General features: G+C 48.4%; 20 protein-coding genes and 1 riboswitch. Of the genes, 17 read left to right on the top strand and 3 right to left on the bottom strand.

Translation table 11 applies throughout. The features are described from left to right. Window positions 1-43 precede the first annotated feature (43 nt). From ACTCCX_RS07835 to ACTCCX_RS07815, 5 genes are all read left to right on the top strand, one after another. On the top strand, window positions 44-307 hold the full coding sequence (locus tag ACTCCX_RS07835; protein ID WP_463275479.1) for a hypothetical protein: 264 nt from the start codon (window positions 44-46) through the stop codon (window positions 305-307). Then, a riboswitch (adenosylcobalamin (AdoCbl) riboswitch) is annotated at window positions 268-424 on the top strand. Its footprint overlaps the gene before it by 40 nt. Window positions 425-515: 91 nt before the next feature. Continuing rightward, window positions 516-938: a DUF4430 domain-containing protein gene (locus ACTCCX_RS07830; RefSeq protein WP_463275478.1), complete on the top strand. Its 423-nt coding sequence runs from the start codon at window positions 516-518 to the stop codon at window positions 936-938. Continuing rightward, on the top strand, window positions 917-1,468 hold the full coding sequence (locus tag ACTCCX_RS07825) for an ECF transporter S component (protein WP_463275477.1): 552 nt from the start codon (window positions 917-919) through the stop codon (window positions 1,466-1,468). Before ACTCCX_RS07830 ends, ACTCCX_RS07825 begins: the two co-directional genes overlap by 22 nt. A gap of 121 nt (window positions 1,469-1,589) precedes the next feature. Further along, window positions 1,590-3,788: a DNA topoisomerase III gene (locus ACTCCX_RS07820; protein WP_463275476.1), complete on the top strand. Its 2,199-nt coding sequence runs from the start codon at window positions 1,590-1,592 to the stop codon at window positions 3,786-3,788. Window positions 3,789-3,945: 157 nt separating this feature from the next. Next, window positions 3,946-6,120 carry a type IA DNA topoisomerase gene (locus tag ACTCCX_RS07815; RefSeq protein ID WP_463275475.1) on the top strand — a complete coding sequence of 725 codons (2,175 nt, stop codon included), beginning with the start codon at window positions 3,946-3,948 and terminating at the stop codon, window positions 6,118-6,120. Between the two features lie 336 nt (window positions 6,121-6,456). On the opposite strand, the gene ACTCCX_RS07810 is transcribed toward ACTCCX_RS07815, so the two are convergent. After that, window positions 6,457-6,798 carry a heavy metal-binding domain-containing protein gene (locus tag ACTCCX_RS07810; protein WP_463275474.1) on the bottom strand — a complete coding sequence of 114 codons (342 nt, stop codon included), beginning with the start codon at window positions 6,796-6,798 and terminating at the stop codon, window positions 6,457-6,459. Between the two features lie 220 nt (window positions 6,799-7,018). On the opposite strand from ACTCCX_RS07810, the gene gloA2 reads away from it, so the two are divergent. The 5 genes from gloA2 (at window position 7,019) to mgrA (ending at window position 12,661) form a co-directional block, all read left to right on the top strand. Further along, complete coding sequence (gloA2, locus tag ACTCCX_RS07805; RefSeq protein ID WP_463275473.1) at window positions 7,019-7,399, top strand: SMU1112c/YaeR family gloxylase I-like metalloprotein; 381 nt, start codon at window positions 7,019-7,021, stop codon at window positions 7,397-7,399. Window positions 7,400-7,815: 416 nt separating this feature from the next. After that, the gene (locus tag ACTCCX_RS07800; RefSeq protein ID WP_463275472.1) at window positions 7,816-9,153 is read left to right on the top strand and encodes a PTS sugar transporter subunit IIC; all 1,338 of its coding nucleotides are present in this window, start codon (window positions 7,816-7,818) and stop codon (window positions 9,151-9,153) included. 30 nt (window positions 9,154-9,183) lie between these two features. After that, the gene (locus ACTCCX_RS07795; protein ID WP_463275471.1) at window positions 9,184-10,599 is read left to right on the top strand and encodes a glycoside hydrolase family 1 protein; all 1,416 of its coding nucleotides are present in this window, start codon (window positions 9,184-9,186) and stop codon (window positions 10,597-10,599) included. Between the two features lie 105 nt (window positions 10,600-10,704). Further along, entirely contained in the window at window positions 10,705-11,436 is a 732-nt protein-coding gene (locus tag ACTCCX_RS07790) for a GntR family transcriptional regulator (RefSeq protein WP_463275470.1), read from the top strand. A gap of 235 nt (window positions 11,437-11,671) precedes the next feature. Next, a complete protein-coding gene (gene mgrA / locus ACTCCX_RS07785) occupies window positions 11,672-12,661 on the top strand; it encodes an L-glyceraldehyde 3-phosphate reductase (protein WP_463275469.1) in 990 nt (329 codons plus the stop codon). Between the two features lie 70 nt (window positions 12,662-12,731). On the opposite strand, the gene ACTCCX_RS07780 is transcribed toward mgrA, so the two are convergent. Beyond that, window positions 12,732-14,093: an IS4 family transposase gene (locus ACTCCX_RS07780; protein WP_463275468.1), complete on the bottom strand. Its 1,362-nt coding sequence runs from the start codon at window positions 14,091-14,093 to the stop codon at window positions 12,732-12,734. A gap of 441 nt (window positions 14,094-14,534) precedes the next feature. Here ACTCCX_RS07780 and ACTCCX_RS07775 point away from each other — a divergent pair, with 441 nt between their 5' ends. The 6 genes from ACTCCX_RS07775 (at window position 14,535) to ACTCCX_RS07750 (ending at window position 22,265) form a co-directional block, all read left to right on the top strand. Continuing rightward, a complete protein-coding gene (locus tag ACTCCX_RS07775; protein ID WP_463275467.1) occupies window positions 14,535-15,425 on the top strand; it encodes a DMT family transporter in 891 nt (296 codons plus the stop codon). Window positions 15,426-15,577: 152 nt separating this feature from the next. Next, on the top strand, window positions 15,578-16,564 hold the full coding sequence (locus tag ACTCCX_RS07770) for a LacI family DNA-binding transcriptional regulator (protein ID WP_463275466.1): 987 nt from the start codon (window positions 15,578-15,580) through the stop codon (window positions 16,562-16,564). Window positions 16,565-16,744: 180 nt separating this feature from the next. Then, entirely contained in the window at window positions 16,745-18,037 is a 1,293-nt protein-coding gene (locus ACTCCX_RS07765) for an extracellular solute-binding protein (RefSeq protein WP_463275465.1), read from the top strand. Window positions 18,038-18,070: 33 nt separating this feature from the next. Further along, entirely contained in the window at window positions 18,071-19,333 is a 1,263-nt protein-coding gene (locus ACTCCX_RS07760) for an ABC transporter permease subunit (RefSeq protein WP_463275499.1), read from the top strand. 2 nt (window positions 19,334-19,335) lie between these two features. Then, window positions 19,336-20,184 (top strand): sugar ABC transporter permease, encoded by an 849-nt coding sequence (locus tag ACTCCX_RS07755; protein ID WP_068561638.1) that lies wholly within the window; start codon window positions 19,336-19,338, stop codon window positions 20,182-20,184. Between the two features lie 29 nt (window positions 20,185-20,213). Next, window positions 20,214-22,265, top strand: a complete 2,052-nt coding sequence (locus ACTCCX_RS07750; RefSeq protein WP_463275498.1) for a beta-galactosidase — start codon at window positions 20,214-20,216, stop codon at window positions 22,263-22,265. A gap of 367 nt (window positions 22,266-22,632) precedes the next feature. Here the strand turns inward: ACTCCX_RS07750 and ACTCCX_RS07745 are convergent, their stop codons facing one another. Continuing rightward, a complete protein-coding gene (locus tag ACTCCX_RS07745; RefSeq protein ID WP_463275464.1) occupies window positions 22,633-23,676 on the bottom strand; it encodes an aldose epimerase family protein in 1,044 nt (347 codons plus the stop codon). Window positions 23,677-24,027: 351 nt separating this feature from the next. Here ACTCCX_RS07745 and ACTCCX_RS07740 point away from each other — a divergent pair, with 351 nt between their 5' ends. Further along, window positions 24,028-24,888, top strand: a complete 861-nt coding sequence (locus ACTCCX_RS07740) for an ROK family protein (protein ID WP_463275463.1) — start codon at window positions 24,028-24,030, stop codon at window positions 24,886-24,888. Window positions 24,889-24,928 lie beyond the last annotated feature (40 nt).

Raw genomic sequence — 24,928 nt, 5'->3', positions numbered from 1 at the left:
AACGTCCAAACAATAAGGTTTATAAAAATGACTGCAGCTTCTCATGCTTATCATAGCAGAATTCAGCGCTGTAGTGGTAACGGTTTCGCCTCCCCGCTTGGGTCTGCACCGATTTAGTCATCGCAACCAACGGCGGAAGCTTGCAGGCGTAACCGGGAACCAAAGATTGACTTGCCAGACTTCTTATCAATTGCAGGACCAGGGCGCACCGAAAAGCGCAACTGGTCTTGTATTTTTTTCTGCTTTAGGTAAAATGGAAGGGATAGGAAAACCATTCAAAGACACTTGGAATTTGGAAGTTTGGTGAAAATCCAACGCGGTCCCGCCACTGTGATGACGTCCCGGAACGTCTAAGTCAGGTCTTCATTCCAAGCTGCTATTTATTGCAAACGCGCTGTTTCGAGGTAAAACGGTCCCGTTACTTGTCTATGCGATGGCGCATGGACTTTTTTTGCATTATCCCGGCCGTTGGCGAGGGAGCTTCTATCAAATACAGATTAGAGGTGGAAAGAAAGATGAAAAAATTATTGTTGGCCTTATCATTGAGTTTGGTATTATTCGGGTGCGCTCCGACGGAAGAGGCGGAAACAAGTTCCGTTTTACAGGAGTCGACTGTTACGGTCAGTTCAGAAGCAGCGGATACAGTCAGCGTAACGATCTCTTTGACGGATGGCGGCACGGTCATCGCGGGTTCTGAAAAAACGGTTGATGTCGAAGCGGGCGCCAACTTGTTGGATGTCATGAAGGAAAACTATACAATCGAAGAAACAGACGGCTTCATCACAGCTATTGACGGACAATCACAAGTCGAAGAGACTGCCGAAACGAAAGCGAAATATTGGTTATTTGATGTGAACGGCGAGCCTTCGATGGTCGGAGCCGCTGATGTGGCGCTCCAAGAAGGAGACGTAATCGTGTGGAACCTGACAGAAATGTAAAGAAGGCTGTCGGCTTCGGGGTGAGGCGACTGGCAATGCTGTCGATCTTGACGGCATTGTGCTATGTCGGGAGAATGATGTTCCAGTTCATCCCGAATGTCCAACCGGTGACAGCCGTGCTGATCATCCTGACGCTGACGTTGGGTATGGCGGACGGCTTCATCGTTGCCATCCTGTCGATAGTTCTGACCAACTTCCTGCTGGGAATGGGACCGTGGACGATCGCGCAGATCGCCAGTTTCGGCGTTCTGATTGTGGTCACTGGATTGATCATAAAGCCGTTCTACAGCACGAGCAAAAAAAGGAACCGCAGAATCCTGTTTGCGCTCTTCGCCTTTTTCGGGGGGCTGCTTTACGGGTTCGTCATTTCCCTGCTCACCGTGAAAATGATGGGCATCACCAGTTTTTGGGCCTATTACATTGCCGGGATCCCTTTCGATTTCATGCATGGCATGGGGAATGCTGGGTTCTATCTGATTCTGGAACCGATCCTAGCGCCCTTATTGCTGGCACAACAGAAGAAAGCATAGAAAATAAGAAGACTGTAACGGACTCCCGGCATGGGTATCCGCTATAGTTTTTTTCTGTTTTGACGCCATTTGTGATATAGTAGGACACGATAATCGAGAGATAAGGGAGCAAATATAAATTATGGGTAAGAGTGTAGTTTTAGCAGAAAAACCATCGGTGGCGCGCGATATCGCCCGCGTGCTGCAGTGTGAGAAAAAGGGCCAGGGATACCTGGAAGGGAAAGATTATATCGTCACTTGGGCATTGGGCCATCTGGTGACGCTGGCCGATCCGGAAGCCTACGATGTGAAATACAAAAACTGGAACTTGGCGGATCTGCCGATGCTGCCGGAAAATCTGAAGCTGACGGTCATCAAGCAGTCCGGCAAACAGTTCAACGCCGTCAAATCGCAGCTGGTGCGCAATGACGTTTCCGATATCATCATCGCGACCGATGCCGGCCGCGAAGGCGAACTGGTCGCCCGTTGGATCATCGAAAAGGCGAAAGTCACCAAACCGATCAAACGCCTCTGGATCTCCTCCGTGACGGACAAAGCCATCAAAGAAGGCTTCCGGAACCTGAAGCCGGGTAAGGACTACGAAAATTTATACCAGTCGGCTGTGGCCCGTTCGGAAGCGGATTGGTACATCGGCCTGAATGCGACCCGCGCGCTGACGACGAAATTCAACGCCCAGTTGAACTGCGGACGCGTCCAGACGCCGGTCGTTGCCATCATCGCGAGACGCGAAGAGGAAATCAAAAAGTTCCAGCCGAAGACGTATTACGGCGTCGAAGCCCAGACCGACACGAAGCTGAAACTGATTTGGCAGGACGAGAAAACGAACGACACGAAGAGTTTCGAGCGCGACAAGGTTACAGTCCTCGTCAAAAAGTTGGATAAACAGCAGGCAACGGTTGTGGCTGTTGAACGCAAACCGAAAAAAGCCTATGCACCCGGCTTGTACGACCTGACGGAACTGCAACGCGATGCCAATAAGCTCTTTGGCTATTCAGCCAAAGAGACATTGAATATCATGCAGAAACTCTATGAACAGCATAAATTATTGACTTATCCGCGTACGGATTCCCGCTACCTGTCGAACGACATCATAGCCACGCTGCCGGACAGACTGAAAGCCTGCGCCATCAAGGAATACCGGCCGCTCGTGAACAAGGTATTGGCGAAACCGATCAAGGTGAATAAGTCATTCGTCGACGACAGCAAAGTCTCCGATCACCACGCCATCATCCCGACAGAACAGGTTGTCCAGATCGGCAAACTGTCGGCTCAAGAAGTCAAAATCTATGACTTGGTCGTGAAACGCTTCTTGGCTGTGCTATTCCCGGCTTACGAATACGAGCAGCTGACTCTGCGTGCAGAAATCGGAGGCGAGCGCTTCGTGGCCCGCGGCAAGACCGTCATTGCTGCCGGCTGGAAAGAAGTCTACAGCAACCGCACCGCGGAGGATGAGGAGACGGAGGACGGTCTCCAGGAGCAACTATTGCCGAAAATCGAAGCAGGCGATGTGCTGGCTGTCCGTTACGTGAGTGAGACATCCGGCCAGACGAAACCGCCTGCCTACTTCAACGAAGCGACCTTGTTGACGGCGATGGAAAATCCGGCAAAATACATGGAGACGACCGACAAGGCTTTGGCGCAGACGCTGAAGGAAACGGGCGGATTGGGAACCGTGGCTACACGTGCCGACATCATCGAGAAGCTGTTCAATTCCTTCCTGATCGAAAGACGCGGACAGGAAATCCATATCACTTCAAAAGGTAAACAACTGCTTGAGTTGGTTCCGGAAGAACTTAAATCTCCGGCCTTGACAGCCGATTGGGAGCGGAAGCTCGAACAGATCGCTGCCGGCAAGCTGAAGAAGGACGTATTCATTAACGAAATGAAGGCCTACACGAAAGAAATCGTTTCGGAAATCAAGACGAGCGAAGGCAAGTTCAAGCACGAGAACATCTCCACCAAGACCTGCCCTGACTGCGGCAAACCGATGTTGGAAGTGAACGGAAAAAAAGGCAAAATGCTTGTGTGCCAGGACCGCGATTGCGGGTACCGCAAGAATGTGGCGCGTGTCACCAACGCTCGCTGTCCGCAATGCATGAAGAAAATGGAACTGCATGGTGAGGGCGACGTACAGATTTTTACCTGCAAATGCGGTTACCGCGAAAAGCTCTCGGCCTTCAACGAACGACGCAAAAAAGGCTCCGGCGGAAAAGCCGCGAAGCAGGACGTCCAAAAGTATCTGAAGAAACAAAATAAAGATGAAGAGCCAGTAAACAATGCCTTGTTCGAGGCGCTTAAGAAACTCAAGCTGGACGATTAAGAACAACACTGTCGGAAAGGACTGCGCGGGCGCATGAAGTTGCCCACTGCAGTCCTTTTATTCGAGCACTTTCGGGATCTGTGCGTATGTTATAATCGTAAGGTATCGATTGCCTTAAAGTCTCAGCCGGCAATCCTGTCAGGGAGGGAATTTCAGAATGAAAACAGTCATTTTAGCCGAAAAATCATCGCAGGCGGCCGCCTACGCGAGCTCTTTCCAAAAAAAGGCGACGGTTGCCGGGAATTACGTGATCCAGGACAGCCTGTTCGATGGCGAAACGGTCATCGTGCATGCATCCGGGCACCTTTTGGGGCTGCTGCAGCCGGAGGAATATGATCCGAAATGGAAAAAATGGAGCCTGGATCACTTGCCGATTTTCCCGGAAAGCTACAAATACAAGATCCAATACGGAAAAGGGAAGCAGATGGCGAACATCAAACAGCAGCTCAAGGAGGCCGACCGCATCATCATCGCCACCGATTCGGACCGTGAAGGGGAAAATATCGCCCGTTCGATCATCCGTCACGCCGGTGCCGAAAAAAAGGAAATGAAGCGCCTTTGGATCAACAGCTTGGAATCCAATGAAATCCGCCGCGGGTTCAGTGAATTGCTGGACGGGAAGGACACGTATCCGTCCTACATCGAGGCCCAAAGCCGGGAAATCGCCGACTGGCTGGTGGGGATGAACCTGAGCCGGCTGTACACAATCGCGCTGCAGAAAGCCGGCATCAAGGAAGGCGCCTTTTCGGTCGGCCGCGTGCAGACGCCGACGCTCTTCATGATTTACAAGCGCATGAAGGAAATCACGGCCTTCAAGGAAGAGACGCATTACGAGTGTCTGGCCCGGATCACCGTCACGAACGGGACCTTCGAAGCCAAATATCAGCATGAATTCGAATCGAAACAGGCGATGAAGGAATTCATTACGGGTAATCAACTGGCGGCGGAGATGCCCGCCACCATCAAGCGCTATGAAGCCAACGAAAACAAGAGGGAACTGGCACCGCGCCTGTATTCCTTGAGCGATCTTCAACGGGCGGCCAATGCCAGATTCAAGATGGGCGCAAAGGACACGTTGGCTACCGTCCAGTCGCTGTATGAGGCAAAGCTGCTCTCCTATCCGCGGACGGATTCGACTTTCATCACCAAAAATGAATTCGCCTATCTGAAGGATAATCTTTCCGGTTATTTGGATATATTGGGCCACAGCATCGACAAGCCGAATCTGACCCCGCGCAAAAAATACGTCGATGATGCCAAAGTGCAGGAGCATTACGCCATCATCCCGACGAAAAAGGTGCCGGATCAGGCCCGGATCGCGAAATTGAATGCGAACCAGCAGAAAATCTATGATCTTGTCCTGCGCCGGACCTTGGCGATGTTTGAAGAAGACTTCATTTACGATGAACCGACCATCACAACGGATATAGGCGGCCTGGACTTCGTCGCATCCGGCAAGATCATCAAGAATCTGGGCTGGAAGAAGCTGGAAGGCAATGTCAAGAAAAAAGGCGAGCCGGAGGACAAAATCCTGCCGATGGTCACGGTAGGGGAAACCGGAACAGCCGTCTTGGCCACGAAAGAGAAGAAGACCACTCCGCCGAAACCTTACACAGAAGGTACGCTGATTGCAGCCATGAAAAACGCCGGAAAGGAAGTGGATGACGCCGAAGATAAGGCGATCCTGAAGGAAACGCACGGGATCGGAACGGAAGCGACCCGCGCCGGTGTCATCGAAAACCTGAAGGATAGAGGCTACATAACGGCTTCGAAGAATCAGTTGGTGATCACCGAAAAGGGCACGTTGCTTTGTGAGGCCGTGGCCGGTAACAAGATGAGCGATGTCGCTTTCACGGCCGAGTGGGAAAAGTATTTGGCAAAAATCCACAAAGGCGAGGGTGACCAAGACTATTTCCTGGAGAATATCAAGCACTTCGTTATGGAAATCCTCGGCACGAAGAACGAGATGCTGCAGTCGAAAGGAATAGTAGAGCGCATCGATGCGGCCGGCGACGGGGCGGTGGTCGGTGTTTGCCCGGTCTGCGGCAAAGAAGCGATCATCAAAGGGAGTTATCTCCAATGTCAGGACTACGGCGAGCCGTGCTCGTTCCGGATTTCCCGCTATATCGCCCGACGCTACCTGTCTCCCGAGGAAGCCAAAGAACTGTTAGCCCGAAAGGAAACGAAGCGCTTGTCCGGTTTTAAGAAAAAGGACGGCAAGAGCTTTTCGACGGCTTTGCTGTTGGGAAAAAATGAAGCGGGTGATTATGCCGTCTCCTTCAAACCGTTCGCTCCGAGCAAAAAAAAGCCGGTACGCAAAAAAACACAATGAACAGAAAAAGCTGTCTCGTTTTCCGAGGCAGCTTTTTCTGTTCATCGTGGTTCGCGTGCCCAGATTTGGAGGAGCACGCCGGAAAAAAGTGCGCTCCTCCGATGAAAGAGCTGGTTGCCGGAGAAGGGCGTTTAAAATCGCGCTCAACTTCTGGGGAGGCCCGCTCATCGGAGTTGAACAAGCAGAATGAAGGGCGAACTCCTGCGAACCCTCCGTTCACCGGAGATGAACATCGCCTAACCCCTAGCAAAGAAATGTGGTTTCATAGGACATTACCGGAGAACGGAGAACGGGGTTGCCTCGCAATGAGACAGCCCCGTTTTTTCTTATACAGCTTTAGCCTAGATATTCTGATTCATCCGTCAGCTTAACGGCGGTACCGCTGCATGTGACCATCAACATGCCGTTATCGGCTCCAAGTACTTCGTAGTCCATTTTCATGCCGATGATGGCAGTTGCGCCGATTGCAATTGCGCGGCTTTCCATTTCTGCCAAGGCATTTTCGCGCGCTATAGTCAATTCATCCTCATAGCTCTTTGAGCGTCCGCCAACGATGTTGCGGATGCCGGCTCCTAGATCCTTGAATACGTTGATGCCTGTGATGACTTCTCCGAAAACGATTCCTTCATAGGAAGTGACTTTTTTGTCTTCGACATGGCTAGTTGTTGTGATAATCATGTGACTTACCATCCTTTCTCCTAACGGTGAAACAATCAGTGCAACAAATCGATTATAATTTTCTGTTGATGGTTTCATTATATCAAAAATTCAGCTGGAAAAGATACAGAAAGCTACCATCCAGTTGGCCGTTTGGCAGAAAAATGTTTCGGGCAAAAGTGTAAAGATTATCTCTTAGTGGTAAAATTAGAGAAGACTCGAAACAGAAGGGACTGTTATCATGAAATTTGAAAAAATTCACCATGTGGCGATCATCGCCTCCGACTACGAGGCTTCCAAAGCTTTTTACACAGAAGTGCTGGAATTGCCGATCATACGCGAAAATTACCGGGCGGACAGAGATTCTTATAAATTAGATCTCAAACTCGGGGAGAGCGAAATCGAACTGTTCTCGTTTCCGAATCCTCCTGAGCGCCAGAGCGGTCCAGAATCAGTCGGTCTTCGCCATCTCTGTTTTTATGTGGAGGATGTCGAAGCAACTGTGGCTGAATTGAACCGTAAAGGCGTGGAAACCGAGCCGATCCGGCTGGATGACTACACAAACAAGAAATTCACTTTTTTCAAAGATCCGGACGGCTTGCCGCTCGAATTGCATGAATGAAGCTTAGCTGAAACGGGGAGCGTCTCTTTTGAGATGCTCCCCGTTTTTCGGCCGTCCCAAAAAACATCTCTGGCTGGGGATTTCAGGTAATCTTCATCCAGTTCCGGTGAGGAGTCATTCGCCGGAGTGCAACGTCGACGAGCGACATCAACTTCGGCGAAGCCGATCTCATCGGAGAACGCATAGAAATTGACAGTCCGAACTCCGGGGAAGCATGCGTTCACCGGAGTACAGAACCGAATCAGCAGGTCCATAAGAGGTATTCATCCACCCAAATCAATAATTTGTAAACACAAATATAAAATAGGTATTTACAACGAAGGGGAAAGGGATTACAATATGGAAAAGAGAGTTGGAGGAGGCAACTCTCTTAACAGTCAGAATAAACAAGAACAAACAGTCTAGGAGGAAAAAGAATGGAGAACGCGAAGTGGATTGAACGTTTGAACATGGTCGCCTATAAGATCAATGAGTTGAAGTACATCATCGCAATCAAAAATGCCTTTTCAATGTTGTTGCCCGTCATCATCACCGGAGCTTTTGCCACTTTATTTTCGAACATGGTTTTCGATGCCACGAATGGGTTGGCCCAGTTTGAGGCTTTACGATTCTTGGAACAAATGAAACCGATTACACAGGCGATCAACTACGCTACCATGAACCTGATGACGATCAGTGCGGTCTTTCTGATCGGGATCGAAGTCGCCAAACTGAACAAAATATCCGATCATTTCGCCGGGCTGTTGGCAGTCATCAGTTACATCGCTACCATCCCGACGGCCATCGAAGTCCTCTTTGAAGAGACGCCGGTTCCGGTGACGAATGTCCTTTCCAGCAATTATACGGGATCTCGCGGCTTGTTCCTGGGCATGTTCATCGCCATCGTGTCCGTTGAACTCTATACCTGGTTGAGCAAACAGGAAAGATTGAAGATCACCATGCCGGATACGGTACCTACGAATGTGTCCCGCGGTTTTTCTGCGTTGATTCCGACCATTCTGACGGTTTCGCTGATTGGGGCAGGTGCGCACCTCATCTTCCTGATTTCGGGATTGACATTGTATGATATCATCTATACCACCATCCAAGCGCCGCTTGCGAAAGTCGTACAAGGTTTGCCGGGCATCCTGTTGCTGATGTTCGTCTCACAGATCTTTTGGGTGATCGGGATCCACGGCAACCAAATGATCAAACCGATCCGTGAGCCGATTTTGTTGGCCGCCATCGCTGAAAACACAGCCGCCTTCGAAGCCGGCAAGGAAGCGCCGAACATCATCAATATGCCGTTCTGGGACATGTACATGAGCATGGGCGGTTCCGGTGTCACGATCGGACTGTTGATCGCTGTCTTCATGGTCTCGAAACGCGCCGACTTCAAGGAAATCGGCAAGCTGTCCGTAGGTCCTGGCCTCTTCAACATCAATGAACCGCTCATTTTCGGTCTGCCGATCATGCTGAACCCAATCATGGCGATTCCATTCATCTTGACGCCGCTGGTCACGGGCACAATCGGCTACTTCGCGACAGCGATCGGATTCGCCGGCAAAGCGGTCGTGATGGTTCCGTGGACGACACCGCCGTTGATCAGCGGTTACTTGGCGACAGCCGGAAGTCTCGGTGCAGTCGCAACGCAATTGATCTGCATCGTCGTTTCCGCACTGATATATCTGCCGTTCGTGAAGGCCAGCAATCGTGCTCTTGCAGTTGAACCAGAAACTGAAAGCAAATCAGAAGTGGCGGCAGCCATCGAATAATGAAAGATAGGAACAGAAAGGGGAATGAGGATGATCAAGAATATACCTGAAGGCTTCATCTTGGGGGCATCTTCTTCTGCATGGCAGACGGAAGGTTGGAAGGGGAAAAAAGAAGGGCAGGATTCCTACCTGGATATGTGGTACAAAGAGGAGCCTTTCGTATGGCATGAAGGCTATGGACCGGCTGGAGCGACCTCATTCTATGACCGCTACCACGAGGATGTCGCTTTAATGAAAGAAATCGGGCTGACACATTACCGGACGTCGATCAACTGGGCGCGATTCTTCACGGATTATGAAAATGCGGTGGTCGATGAAGACTATGCTCAACACATCGACGATGTCGTGGACGCCCTACTCGAGGCCGGAGTTGAACCGATGCTTTGCCTCGAGCATTACGAAGTCCCTGCCTATTTGATGGAGAAATACGAGGGGTGGAGCTCGAAGCATGTCGTCGATCTCTATGCGAAATATGCCGAAATAGTCTTCGAACGCTATGCCGACCGCGTCCAGCATTGGTTCTCCTTCAACGAGCCGGTCGTGATTCAGACACGCATTTACCTCGACGCCATCCGATATCCGCACGAGCAGAACACTTCAAAATGGATGCAATGGAACTTCAACAAGGTGATCGCTACGGCTCGGGCAGTCCAAATTTTCCATGAAAAAGGCTACAGCGGCCAGATCGGAGCCATCCTGAATCCTGAGGTGACCTATGCGCGTTCCTCGTCTCCTGCTGACCAGAATGCTGCTCGGATGTACGATCTGCTCTATAACCGGATTTTCCTGGATCCATTGGTGAAGGGGGAGTATCCCGCGGAGTTGTTCGATGTGCTGGCTGAGCATGCCATCCCATTTGAATATTCCGAAGAGGAACTGCTCATCATCAAAGAAAATACGGTGGACTACCTCGGGATCAATCTGTATTTCCCGAAACGGGTCCGGGCCCCGCGTTACGAGTGGAACAAGGAGACACCGTTCCATCCGGAATACTATTACGAAGAGTTTTCCTTGCCCGGCAGAAGGATGAACACTTCGCGCGGCTGGGAAATCTATCCGCAGATCATGTACGATATGGCCATGCGCTTGAAATCCGAATACGGTAATATCCCGTGGTTCGTTGCGGAGAGCGGCATGGGCATCGAGCAGGAGGAGCGCTTTGCGGACAGCGAGGGAACCATCCAGGATGACTACCGCATCGCTTACATCTCGGAACACCTGAGTTCCTTGTTGGATGCCGTCAAAGATGGAGCGAATTGCCACGGATACATGCTGTGGGCTTTCACCGATTGCGTATCGCCGATGAATGCCTTCAAGAACCGTTACGGACTCGTGCGCATCGATCTGGAGGATGACAAGCAGCGCTCACTGAAGCAATCGGCTTATTGGTACCGGGACCTGATCCAAAGCAACCGACTCGAAGTGGGTGAACACGAATACAAGTGACCATTGTTTTTCCTGTTGCATAAGGGCCAGTTGTCTATGTTATAATCAACAATGAGAGATTTGTAAATACAAATTTTCATATCACATAGATAAGTGGTGAAGGGCATGGCAAAATACAAGGAAGTCGCAAATGAAATCAGAAAACGGATCAAAAGCGGGATCTATCATTCTGAAGAAAAAATTCCCGATCAGGAATCGTTGGCGAAGGAGTTCGGTACCAGCCGGGTCACGGTAAAAAAAGCGCTCGATATGCTGAGTGTCGCCGGGTTGGTGTACACGATCCAAGGTTCGGGGACCTATGTGAAAAAAAACGCGGTCAATCTGGCTGAACGCAACATCCAAATCGGTCAGAACGTCGGCCTGACTGCTGCGGCCGGCGAACGGCTGGAGCTGAAGACAAAAGTGCTGGACTTCAACGTCCGCTTCCCGGATGAGGAAGAATGCAATCAACTAAGCATCATGAAGGAAGAGCCTGTCTATGATATCCGACGATTACGGATCCTGGATGAGAAACCGTATTCCTTGGAGCATACGATCATCCCGATTTCGCTGGCACCGAACATCACGAAAGAGATCCTGAACCGCTCCCTCTATGATTATTTGCAAGGAGACTTGGGCATCGTCTTCGGGGATAACCGGCAGACAGTCAGGGCGGTCAAACCGGATGCAAACGACAAGCAATATCTGCATTGCTCCAATGAGGACCCGGTTCTTGAAGTCAGCAAAGTCATGTTCCTGGAAAGAGGGACGCCCTTGGAATATTCAATCGTGCACCACCGCTATGACATGGTGGAGATGTCCTTCATCAACGTCAGCAGGGACGGGCTGTTTGGCTGATCCACCCTGTGATTTTATGTGGCAATTGAATATATGTGCAGAGATACCTCGCCAAAACTACTTTGGCAGGGAAGTTTGCTGTGAATTCGACCCAGGACCTAACGTGGAGACGGCTAAACCACAAAAGAACCGGTTCGTTGAATTATGAGTCGATCCGTTCAGTTTTCTCGTAAATGCTTTGCGTTGTAAGAATGAAAACGCTATACTATATATATTAACTTGTTGAGGTGATGACATGTATCAACCGGCACAAAACAGATATGACAAGATGATTTATAACCGCGTAGGCAACAGCGGTCTGAAACTGCCTGCCATTTCCCTGGGGCTTTGGCATAACTTCGGCGAGGTGGATCTATTCGACAATTCGCGCAAAATGGTCCAACGCGCTTTCGATTTGGGGATCACTCATTTCGATTTGGCTAACAACTACGGTCCGCCTCCAGGCAGTGCGGAAGAAACATTCGGTAAGATTTTGAAAAAGGACTTCCTGCCTTACCGGGATGAACTGATCATTTCTAGCAAGGCCGGCTATGATATGTGGCCCGGCCCGTATGGGGAGTGGGGCTCCAAAAAGTATTTGACGGCGAGTGTTGATCAAAGTCTGAAGCGGATGGGACTTGATTATGTGGATATTTTTTATTCGCACCGTCCGGATCCTGAAACACCGTTTGAAGAAACAGCGCAAGCCTTGGATCTGATGGTCCGTCAAGGGAAAGCCCTCTATATCGGCATTTCGAACTACTCGGCGGAGCAGACAGCTGAAATAGCAGCCATCTTCAAGGACTTGAAGACGCCATTCATCATCCACCAACCGGCCTACAACATGTACAACCGTTGGATCGAGGATGGGTTGCAGGATGTGCTGACAGACAATAAATTGGGCACAATCGCCTTCAGTCCGTTGGCGCAAGGCATGCTGACCGATCGTTATCTGCATGGCATTCCTGAAGATTCGCGTGCGGGGAGACCCTCTTCGCCATTCCTGAACGCTGAGCGGGTGCAGGAAACCATCGAAAAATCGCGTGCCCTGAACGAAATCGCGCAAAGACGCGGCCAGACATTGGCAGAAATGGCCGTGGCATGGATTCTCCGCGATGGAAAAGTCACAAGCGTGCTGATCGGCGCCAGCCGAGTGAGCCAAATCGATGACAACGTGAAAGCGTTGGAAAACCTGGACTTCAGCAATGAAGAATTGGACGAAATCGAAGCGGTATTGGCTAAATAACAAAACAGGAAAAGCTTCCCGAATGATGCATGGCATCTCTTCGGGAAGCTTTTTTGGTATACTAAGAAACTCAACTTTCGCAGCTCAAAATAGGTAAGTAAGCCTTGATATAATTGGGCAAACTTGCAAACCATTGCTGTAGTTGACATTTGATGAATTTTTTGAATATTTTTGATGATTTTTCTAAAGCTTCCTCCAAAATTTCGACTAACTGCTGTAATGCTACAGCCCAATCAAGTTCTTTCAATTCATCACACAGTTCGTAAAACATGCCACCCAATGTTCGCTCGTCCGTATTACATCGGTTCTGCCATGACAATACAATATACCTTGCAAAGACAATCGTAGTGTGGCTGATGAGAGAATCATAGGAACGACCTTGCATTTCTTTTTGCAGTTTCAAAAGCGACTTTGTCGCCTTGAAGAACACCTCAATATCCCAACGCATGCCATAAATACGGACAATTTCCTGTTCCGTGAGAGAACAGTCCGTGCTTAATATAGCCAGCCAACGGCTGTGGTTGTTTCGGTTTCTGATGAAGACAACCTTTACGGGAACCCCGTTTGCCATTGTTGTCTGAATGGAGCGCAAGATATCTTTACGACGGTTTGTCGGTGTAGCCAGTTTGTAAAGCTGCTTCAAATCCACCCGCTGGTTGTTAACTAAATAGCGCTGATTAGTAGCTTTAACCATTCCAATCACATCAATCCCTTGCTCTGTAATGGATTTGATCAATGGTTGCTGTGTGAACCATGTGTCCATAAGGACGTAGGAAGCCTCAACACCGGAATTTAGGGCGCGTTGAATCATACTAGGGATAGCGGATGGCGCAGTCTCAAGCGCTTCTTTCCGTCTTTTATACCCGCAGGTGCGCTTGTCAATTCTTTCATCTATCCCGTTAATATTGGATTTGGTTGAGCTTAACAGGGAAAAATCGATGGGCATAAAGGTGGCGCCATCGGACCAACCAAGTGTAAGCATCCGGAAGCCTTTGTAAAAGCGCATTTTCTGTGAAGAATGATCAAAACAGCGCGCAAGCAGTTCTACTTTTTTGCTGCGATTTCTCTCATAGGCAGAATCATCAATAATCAAGACCTTTGGTCGATTGTGATTGGTCAATACACTGACTTTAGAGGTTGTGGCTGCACTCAAGGACAGTAAAAAACGGCGCCAATTATAGGTTGGACTGTTCAAAAAACGATAGACAGCGTCCTTACAGGGCAATCCATCGGATTTCTTGCTTTCAAGCATTCTGAACCAATTCTTGCCTTCAAAGATTAGGCAGAAAATTAACTGGAATAAATACCCACAGGAAAATCCGGAACCTTTCTTGATCCCAGCATTTCTCAAATGTTTTAGGATTTCAAGTTCTTCGAATACAGCTTGTAATGAATTTGGTAGTTGATTATTTAGGCCATTATTGGTTATCATAGTGATAAGCACCTCGCTATTGGTAGTTTTTTTGTGGTAATTAAACTATACCAAATAGCGAGGTGTTTTTCTTATACTTTCAAATGTCAAGGCACCTAATCAATATCTGACTAAAGCAACACACGTAAAGGTTAACTCAACTTTTTCTACTGCGAATTCGGAAATTAGATAAATCTGTCCTATTGCGCTCTTCGATGCTCAGTCGGACAGATTTCCTAAATTTCTTTCAGGGCTGAACGAACCCGTTCAGCTTTTTTGCTGATCTGGGTGATAACGCGACTCAGCGCACAGAATTATCGAAAAGAAAATAGTATTATTATTTTGCACAAATCTGCTTGCAGACAATCAGAATATTGGGTAAAGTGGATAAGTACGCCCGTATTGTTCATCGGTAATGATGCAATCGGGCAAGTGTTTTTATCAACAGAAAGGGGAAGTGATATGACGGACAGAAGAAAGGGGCAAATTGGACTTATTTTTGTGACGATGATATGGGGTTCAGGATTTGTTGTGAGTGCCATAGCGCTGGATTATTTTTCCCCATATCAAATATTGACCATGCGTTTTTTATTGGCATTTATTCTAATGGGGGCAATCTTTTTCGGCCAGCTGAAGCATGCGACCAAAAAGACCTATCTGAAAGGTATCGGTCTAGGGACCATCCTTTACTTGGCATTCCTGTTTCAGACGGTGGGTTTGGTCTACACGACGCCCTCGAAGAACGCCTTCCTTACCGCCTTCAACGTCGTGCTGGTGCCGTTCATAGGCGCACTCTTTTTCAGAAGGAAAGTGACGGCTCCTGCCATTATTGGTGCGCTGTTGTCGATCAGCGGCATCGCCGTCATTTCTCTGACCGACTTCCACAACATAAACTACGGGGATATGCTGACGCTGGTCTGCGCCCTATTGTTCGCCTTGCAGATCATCTTCACCAACCGGTTCGTGCTGGGTGAAAATATCTACGCCTTGACCACCATCCAGATGGGCACCGCCACTGTCTTGGGATTGATCGTTTCGTTCGTAAGTGGAGAATTTGTGTTGCCGGCTGCCGGGGAAGGCTACTTTTCCATCTTTTATTTGGGAACGGTCAGCACGATGCTGGGCTTTCTGATTCAAACGGCCTCGCAGCAATACACAAAAGAGACGGAAACTGCCATCATCCTGTCACTGGAGGCCGTCTTCGGGATGGTCGCTTCCGCGCTTTTCCTGAAGGAAGCGATCACGCTGCGAATGCTTATCGGAGCGGCGCTGATTCTGGCAGGGGTGTTGGTGGTGGAACTAAAGCCGAAGCCAGGTAAAGTGAATACGCCATTCGGAGATTTGGATCTGTGAGAATGAAGGGATAGCATGTTGACTGAATAGGAAAACACAGGAACGTAAATCCAGCTAGGGTTTACGTTCCTGTGTTTCTATTTGTGTTTGACGAGCCCAAATATTACGGGTATGATGAAGGTGAAAGTTTTTACTGAAAAAGAGGTGGATACATGGCAACGTTAAGGGATATCGCTAAAAGGACAGGTTTTTCCATCACAACTGTTTCGCGTGTGTTGAATAATGATCCGACTTTGTCTGTTCCAGAGGAGACACGTGATCGAATATATGAAGTAGCTTCAGATTTGGAATACCGTAAAAAAGTTTCTCGGCCACTTGTCAAAAATGTTGCGCTGTTGTACTGGGTTTCCGATATGGAAGAATTGCAGGATGTCTATTTTAAGACCATGCGCACAGAACTGATCAGGCAAGCTGATAAACAAAATGTATCGTTGACGGTGTACAAAAAAGCCCAAGGTATGGATACGATTCCGCAAGACATTAATGGTTTTATAGCTGTAGGCTCATTCAGCAGCGAGGAGATCGCTTATCTTGAAACCCTGACGCAAAACGGAGTATTTTTGGATAGTTCGCCGTATTCGGACATTTATGATGCCGTTCGTCCGGACTTAGATTATATTACCCGGAAAGCAGTCCGTTTTTTCAAGGAGAAAGGCCATAAGGAAATCGGATTTGTGGGCGGTACCTATGTGAATCCAGATACTCATTTAGATGAAATGGATATACGGGAACGGTCTTTCCGTGATGAGATGCAACAAATCGACAAGCTAGAAGAAGCACATATCTATATCCGGCGGGGGTTTTCGCTGGAAACTGGTTATCAGCTGATGGATGCAGCTTTGAAGGCTGGCGAAAAACTGCCCAGTGCCATTTTTGCAGCTTCGGATCCCATTGCCGTGGGTGTACTGCAAGCTCTAAACGAGCATCATGTCCGTATTCCGCAGGATGTCAGTGTCCTGAGCATCAATAATATCTCAGTTGCAAATTATGTTTCTCCGCCGTTGAGCACGTATGCCATCGATATGAAGGAGCTTTGCCATACTGCAGTTTCCTTGCTGTTGGAGCAGCTGATAGACAAAAGAGGCATCACAAAAAAAGTCCTGTTGAATGCTTTTCTCATCGAAAGGAAAAGTACATAGTTTAGAAAGCTAGAGGCATTTCTGATCATCTGAACAGATGGGAGGAAGTGCCTTTTACTTTTGTATAAACAAGTAAAAAGTTTTACCAAATAATCAGTGAAATTTTGTTTACTTTATTTCTCTGCTTTGGTATTATATTTTTAGTAAAGCGATTACATTTAATGAAGGAGTGTTTCGGATATGAAGAAGAAAGCCTTATTGTTATCACTCAGCAGTGTAGTTTTATTATCATTGGCAGCCTGTGGTCCAGCCGAGAGTAGTTCGGAATCCAGCGCCGCAACCGATTCGGTCACTAGTCAAGAAGGCGGCTTTGAGGGTCAAACCTTGGTCGTGTGGGAAGACATCGACAAATCAGTGGGCATCGAGGAGGCCATTGCCGAGTTTGAAAGTGAATACGGTGTCACTGTGGAAGTGACTGAAAAGGCGTATGGAGGTCAATTGGAGGATATACGCTTGGACGGACCTGCCGGAACGGGACCCGATGTATTCACGATACCAGGAGATCAAGTCGGAACTGCTGTAGTTGAAGGGTTGCTTAAAGAGCTAACAGTAGAAGAGGATGTTCAGAATCTCTATACAGATGTAGCTTTGGAATCACAGATGGTGGACGGAAAACTTTACGGATTACCGAAAGTCGTCGAAACGACCATCCTGTATTACAACAAAGAGCTTGTTTCCGAAGAGGAAGTGCCGACGACTGTCGAAGGTTGGTATGAGCTTTCAAAAGCAACGACAAAGGATGGCCAATACGGTTTGTTGGCTTTATGGGATCAGATTTATTATGCGCAAAGCGTAATCGGCGGGTATGACGGCTATATTTTTGCTAAAGATACAGACGGGAAATATGACACTGCCGATATCGGTTTGAATACGGATGGTGCGATCGAAGCGGCCACCTATATCCAGAAATGGTATGAAGAAGGGCTCTTCCCATCCGGTATGATCGGGGAGCAAGCCATCAATGTGTTGGATTCCTTATTCAGTGAAGGGAAAGCGGCAGCTGTGATTTCAGGGCCATGGAATTTGGAGCCATTCTCAAGTGCCGGTATTGACTACGGCATCCTGCCTTTGCCGGTATTGCCGAACGGAAACCCTATGAGTGCCTTCGTTGGCGTGAAAAGTTACAACGTGAGCAGTTATTCAAAAAATTCCGAATTGGCAGAATTGTTCATCGAATTCATCACAAATGAAGAAAATTCGCTTCGTCGTTACCAAACAACAAAAGAAGTACCAGCCGTGAAAGCTTTGGCTGAAGGGGATGCCTTGGCGGATGATCCTGCAGCCCAAGCGGTCGCACAGCAAAGTCTGCACTCGGAATTGACACCGAACGTGCCTGAGATGAATGAAGTTTGGTCTCCTGCGGATGCAGCATTGCAAACCATTGCTACCGGAAAGGCCACGCCGAAGGAAGCTTTGAGTCAAGCCGTAGAAACGATCGAAAATCAAATCGAAGCGAATCATGGCGGACAATAAGGAATCCGGCACATAAAGAAAATGAGGTGAGAAATATTGAAACATAGTAAAACGGCAGCTGTCCTCTCTCTCTTACCGGGAGGGGGGCAGTTTTATAATAAACAGTGGCTGAAAGGGTTACTCTATCTGATTGTGACAGTAAGTTTCGCATTTGCTTTTGGAGATCTTTTGAATATGGGCTTATGGGGCATCGTCACATTAGGAGAACAAATCCCGCGCGATAACTCGGTATTTTTATTGGCGGAGGGTATTTTGGCAATCATCATTCTTTTCTTTGGCCTGACTCTTTACCTTCTGAACATACGTGATGCCTACAAGAATGGCGAAAGAAGAGATCGTCAACTGCCGGTCACCTCTTTAAGGGAGAGCTATCTCAATCTGGTTGAGCAAGGATATCCCTATGTCATCAGCGGTCCGGCAATCCTGTTGCTTATTTTTGCAGTCATCTTCCCGATCATGTTCAGTTTTGCGTTGGCTTTCACCAATTACGACCTATACCATAGTCCGCCGGCGCATTTGTTTGATTGGGTGGGATTCAAGACGTTCGCGAATATTTTCACTGTCGATATTTGGCGTTCCACCTTCTTTGATGTCTTGGGTTGGACCGTTGTCTGGACATTGTTGGCTTCGACTTTACAGATTACTATTGGAGTATTTTTGGCTATATTGGTGAATCAAAAGGATTTGAAGTTGAAACGCTTCGTTCGGACTATGTTCGTTTTGCCTTGGGCTGTCCCCGGGTTTGTGACGATCTTGGTGTTTGCCGGCATGTTCAATGATAGTTTTGGAGCCATCAACAATGATATTTTGGCTTTCTTCAGTATCAGTCCGATCCCTTGGATGACCGATGCGTTGTGGACAAGGGTAGCTCTGATCCTTATTCAAGGCTGGTTAGGTTTTCCTTATATATTCATCGTCACGACCGGCATTCTGCAGTCGATTCCGGAGGATCTTTATGAAGCAGCAGTCATTGATGGGGCAACATCTTGGGATAAATTCATGAACATCACGCTGCCTGTGATACTGACTTCGATGGCACCGACGTTGATTACGCAGTACACCTTCAACTTTAATAACTTTAATATCATCTATTTGTTCAATGGCGGAGGACCAGCGACTCCCGGCTCTACGGCAGGGGGGACAGATATTCTTGTGTCTTGGATCTACAAATTAACGATGCAGTCCAGCCAATATGCATTGGCTGCAGCGCTCACGATCCTGTTGTCTGTTTTTGTCATCGCGATTGCCATGTGGCAGTTCAGAAAATCCAATTCGTTTAACCAAGAGAGGAGATAAGTATGAAGACGACAAAAAATCGCAGATATGCACGCTTATTCTTTTCCTACCTGATTATTGCATTCTTTGTTGGGATCATTGCCTACCCTCTTTTGTGGACGGTGGGCGCCAGTTTTAATCCTGGGAATAGCCTGATCAGCACAAGTATGTTTCCGGAAAATCCAACATTGGACCATTATCGGGAACTCTTCGCAGGGAAGAAAAGCTTGCCTTATGGGACCTGGTATTTGAATTCCCTTAAGATCAGTCTTTTCACGATGATCGGAACAGTCATCAGTGTGAGTCTGACGGGGTACGCATTCTCAAGATTCCGTTTCAAAGGAAGAAAAAATGGGCTGACGCTGTTTCTGTTGCTGCAGATGATTCCGCAATTTTCGGCTTTAGTGGCTATATTCGTGTTGGCGCAGTTGTTGGGGCTTGTCAACAGTCATGTGCTGTTGATCCTGTTGTACATCGGCGGACAGATTCCCATGAATACCTATCTGATGAAGGGCTACATGGATACGATCCCGTATGATCTGGACGAAAGTGCACGAATCGATGGCGCGAGTCACACAAAAATATTCATCGACATCATTCTGCCGCTTTCCAAACCGATGATCGCGGTGGCGGCCATGAACGGATTTACGGGACCGTTGGGGGATTTCGTCATTTCCTCGACGATATTAAGAAAGACGGAGGCGTATACGTTGCCGATCGGACTCTATAATTTAGTCAATGACGTGATGGGAGCCAGTTACACAACGTTTGCGGCGGGTGCCATTTTGATCAGCTTACCTGTAGCAATCATCTTCATACTGTTGCAAAAGAACTTTGTATCCGGTCTGACCGCAGGCGGTACGAAAGGTTAATCTTATTAAAGGAGTTTTCGACTATGACAATGAGAAAATACGTCACCAAGAAGAAACAATTTCTTCATGGTGGTGATTACAATCCGGATCAATGGCTGAATCGACCGGATATACTGGCGGAAGATTTGGAGTTTATGCGTCTCTCCAAAACAAACACCTTTTCATTAGGGATATTTGCATGGAGCGCATTGGAGCCGCGTGAAGGCGAATATGATTTTGCTTGGCTGGATGATCTTTTTGAAAAAATCCATAACAATGGCGGCAACATCATTTTGGCCACCCCAAGCGGGGCAAAACCAAGCTGGATGGCAAAAAAATATCCGGAAATCCGCCGGGTCACAAGCAAACGGGAGCAGGAACTTCAGGGAAGGCGGCACAATCATTGTTTCACAGCACCTATCTACCGTGAAAAGACGGCCCAAATGAACCGGAAATTGGCTGAACGATATGGGCATCATCCGGCTTTATTGATGTGGCATGTTTCGAACGAGTACGGTGGGGAATGCCATTGCGACCTATGCCAAACTGCATTCCGCGGCTGGCTGAAAGAGAAATACGGAAATGATTTGGAAAAACTGAACCAAGCTTGGTGGACCAGCTTCTGGAGCCATCGTTACCAAGCGTGGGATGAAATCGAATCGCCTTCGCCTTTAGGAGAGCATGAGATGCACGGCTTGGTTCTCGATTGGCGACGTTTTGTCACGGACCAGACGATCGATTTCTACGAAAATGAAGCGAGACCCTTACGAGAATTGACTCCTGATGTGCCGATCACGGTCAATTTTATGGCGGATACCGACGAGCTGATTCCATTCCAAGCCTTGGATTACAGCAAATTTGCTGAACATGTCGACGTCATCAGTTGGGATGCCTATCCGGCTTGGCATAAAGAGGGCGTCACGACAGCCGATTTGGCGATGCGGGTCGGGTTTGTCGATGACTTGTATCGGTCGTTGAAACAACAGCCCTTCCTCTTGATGGAATCAACCCCCAGCGGAGTAAATTGGCATGGCGTAAACAAAACGAAGCGTCCGGGGATGCATCTCTTGTCATCCGTGCAGATGCTTGCGCACGGATCGGACAGCATTCTATATTTCCAATGGCGAAAATCACGTGGGTCATCAGAAAAATTACATGGTGCGGTAGTGGATCATGACCGTGATCCAAACAATCGTGTCTTCCAGGATGTGACGGAGGTAGGGAACGTGCTGGAACGACTCCAACCTGTTGCCGGCAGCTTCCGTGAGGCAGAAGTGGCTGTCCTTTATGATTGGGACAATCATTGGGCTCTTCAAGAAATTCAGGGCTTCAGCAAGGAAACCCTGCGCTATCCGCAAACGGCGCAAGAACATTACCGCTATTTCTGGGAACAGGATATTCCTGTGGACGTGATCACCGAGAAACAAGATTTTTCGAACTATAAAGTGCTGGTGGCACCGATGCTGTATATGTTGCCTATAGCTTTGCAGGAACGTTTGAAAGACTTCGTGGCTAAAGGCGGAACGTTGGTGACCACATACATCACAGGTATTGTGGATGAAAATGATTTGACTTATTTAGGCGGCTGGCCGGAAATCATGCAGGAAATTTGCGGAGTGAAATTGGGAGAAACGGACACTCTTTATCCATCCGATAGCAATCGGATAACTTATGACGGGCAGACTTTTGAAGTCAAAGATTACGCTGCTTTGATTAAAGTAACGGATGGCGAAGTGCTTGCGACCTATCAGGATGATTTTTATAAGGATACGCCAGCTGTGACGAGACATAGCTTTGGAAAAGGCCGAACCTACGTGATAGGCGCCCGCACAGAACAAGCGTTTCATGAAATGCTTTACAGGGAAATTACCGAAGAAGCAGGAATCGGGGCACCTTTTGCGATTGAACATGAGAAGGGCGTTTCTGTGCAAGTACGGACTGCTGATGAGGAAGTATACGTATTCGTGATGAACTTTACGGAAGAGGAACAGACGATCCTTTTGCCTTTCGGACTCGAAGACATGCTTACGCAGCGGAAAGAAGATGGACAAGTCAGATTGGAAAAGTATGCGGTAAGGGTATACGTCCATAAGGGAATATAAAATGAAAAAGCCTGAGATACGTTGATTCTGGCGGGTGTTGTGATTGTGGAACTGAAGCCGAAGACAACGTTGACAGGCCGAAAATCCATTACGGATGTTCAGAACTAAAAAGATGCCGGAGACAGCACAGGGCATGCGAAAGGCTAAAATTTCCCGGTGAGGGGACTCTCGCCGGGAAATCGGACTCCAATCTTCTGCGATTTCCCGATAAGGCAACCTCCACCGGAAAATCGGATCCTCTCAGGCTAAAATTTCCCGGTGAACCCGCCCTCGCCGGGTTTTATGCCACTATCACATGAGAAAAAGAAGGTGGACCGTAAATCATCCGGATGATTTACGGTCCACCTTCTTTTTTCAACAATCACTCCTACACTTCAAACTTGTAGATCGTTTCAGCCGAATAGACTTCACCCGGTCGGAGTACAATATCGCCGAAGCCTTCTTGGTTGATGGCATCAGGCAAGGCCTGCGTCTCCAAGGTGATGCCTGCGTACTGGATGACCGGGCTGCCTGCGATTGTGTACTTATCGATGGCAGCGTTGTGCATAAAGATCACGACGCAATCCTGATCCGTATACATTTTGACGCTTCGGCCGGATTCTGCATCGCTGAGGATCGCATCAGGTTTTCCAGCATCATGCTGCAGCAAGAATGGATGATCGAAACCGGCGACTTTTTGGGTCTGTGGGTGGCTCTGTTCAGCGGCAACCGCAAGTTTTCCCCCATTGCGGAAATCAAAAGGGGTCCCTTCCGCCGGCAGCAAGGCCCCGGTAGGAAGATTTTCATCACCCAATTCGGCAAAAACCGCGCTGTTCAGTTGCAGATCGTGCTGCAGAATCGGTTTGTTGATGTCCCCGCTCAGGTTGAAATAGACATGATTGGTCGGGTTGAATAAAGTCGGCTGGTCGGTTGTCGCCCGATAATTGATTTTCCATTCGTTCTCGGCAGTGAGCGTGTAGCTGACCGTTACCGAAAGTGTCCCTGGATATCCGTTTGTGCCGTCCGCATCGGTAGTCGTGAAATGGATGCTGGCTTCATCGGCGGATGCCTCGATTTCCGCATCCCAAACATGTGTGTCCAAGCCTGTGGGGCCACCGTGGAGTTGATTGGCGCCCTCATTCACGACCAATTGATGCGGTGTTCCGTCCAAAGTGAAGGAGCCTCTGGTGATGCGTCCGGCAATCCGGCCGATAGTGGCTCCGTAATACGGGCGATGCGTCACATAATCGTCCAAGGAATCCATCGCCAAAATCACATTCTCAATCTTTCCGTTTTTGTCCGGCATCAAAAGTTCCGTTATGGTAGCGCCGAAGGTCATTGCCGTAAGGGAGACGCCGTTGGGATTCGTCAAGGTGTAGGCTACGACATCCTTTCCGTAGGCTTGCCCGATTATTGCTTCAGATACTTTCATTTTGTTTCCCCTCTCGTGTTCGCTTTTTTGAGCAGATACAACAATCCGCTATATTTTAATTGGTATTTTATTTACGGTCACTTTTTATTGTAAGCGTTTGAATATATTAAATCAACAGAAATGGTAAAATATTCTGATAATTAAGTAAAAATTTACTTAACCCCGAGGTTCACTACTGGAGAAGTACATAATTTCGTCAAAAAATTGCCGGAAAAACAAGATTCTGGCGCCTGAAAACGGTATAATGAGAGGAGGTGCGGGATAGCTGTTTCAGGACAAATCGGACGGGCAGGAAGCCGAATCCGGTGGTAGCGACGCACGCGAAAACTAATCAATTGGAGTGATAAATTTATGCTAGTAGGTGGAATTGAGGCAGGCGGAACAAAATTTGTATGCGCTGTCGGAAATGAAAGAAATGAGTTGTTGGAGCGGATCGCTTTCCCGACGACTACGCCGGAAGAAACACTGGAGCAGGTATTTGCTTTTTTTGATCGTTTTGATTTAGCTGCAATCGGAATCGGTTCCTTTGGGCCGATCGACGTCAACAAAGACTCGGAAACGTATGGCCACATCCTTTCTACACCAAAGTTAGCCTGGAAAGATTTTGACTTCTTGGGTGCCATGAAGGCGCGTTACGATGTGCCGATGGGCTGGACTACTGACGTGAACGGTGCTGCCCTGGGTGAATCCGCTTTGGGTGCTGCAAAAGGGATGAAGAATATCATGTACATCACGATCGGTACGGGTGTGGGTGCCGGCGCAATCGTCGATGGAAAAATACTGGAAGGCATCGGGCATCCGGAGATGGGTCATATTCTGGTGCGTCCGCACGAACATGATCATTATGAAGGTTTCTGCCCATACCACGGCAATTGCCTGGAGGGCATGGCTGCCGGGCCTTCAATCGATGGCCGTCTGGGGAAAGCCGGTAAGGACGTTGAGCCTACCGATGCGGTCTGGGATTACATCGCTTACTACATCGGGCAAGCCTTGGAAGCTTACACGGTCATTCTGCGTCCGGAGCGCATCGTGTTGGGTGGCGGCGTTATGAAGGTGCCTGGTATGCTTGATAACATCAAAGCGAAATTTACGGAACTGCTTGCCGATTATGTGCCGGTCCCTGCTGTCGATGATTACCTCGTCTTGCCAGGTTTGGGCGATGATGCCGGCATCACAGGTGCAATCATCTTAGCTAATGAGATGAAAGAGTAAACACCAATCGAACAGGCCGAAAAAGAAGGGGAGAGTGTAT

The organism is Trichococcus sp. (assembly GCF_055118575.1).
This window is presented reverse-complemented; position numbering and strand designations above follow the sequence as displayed.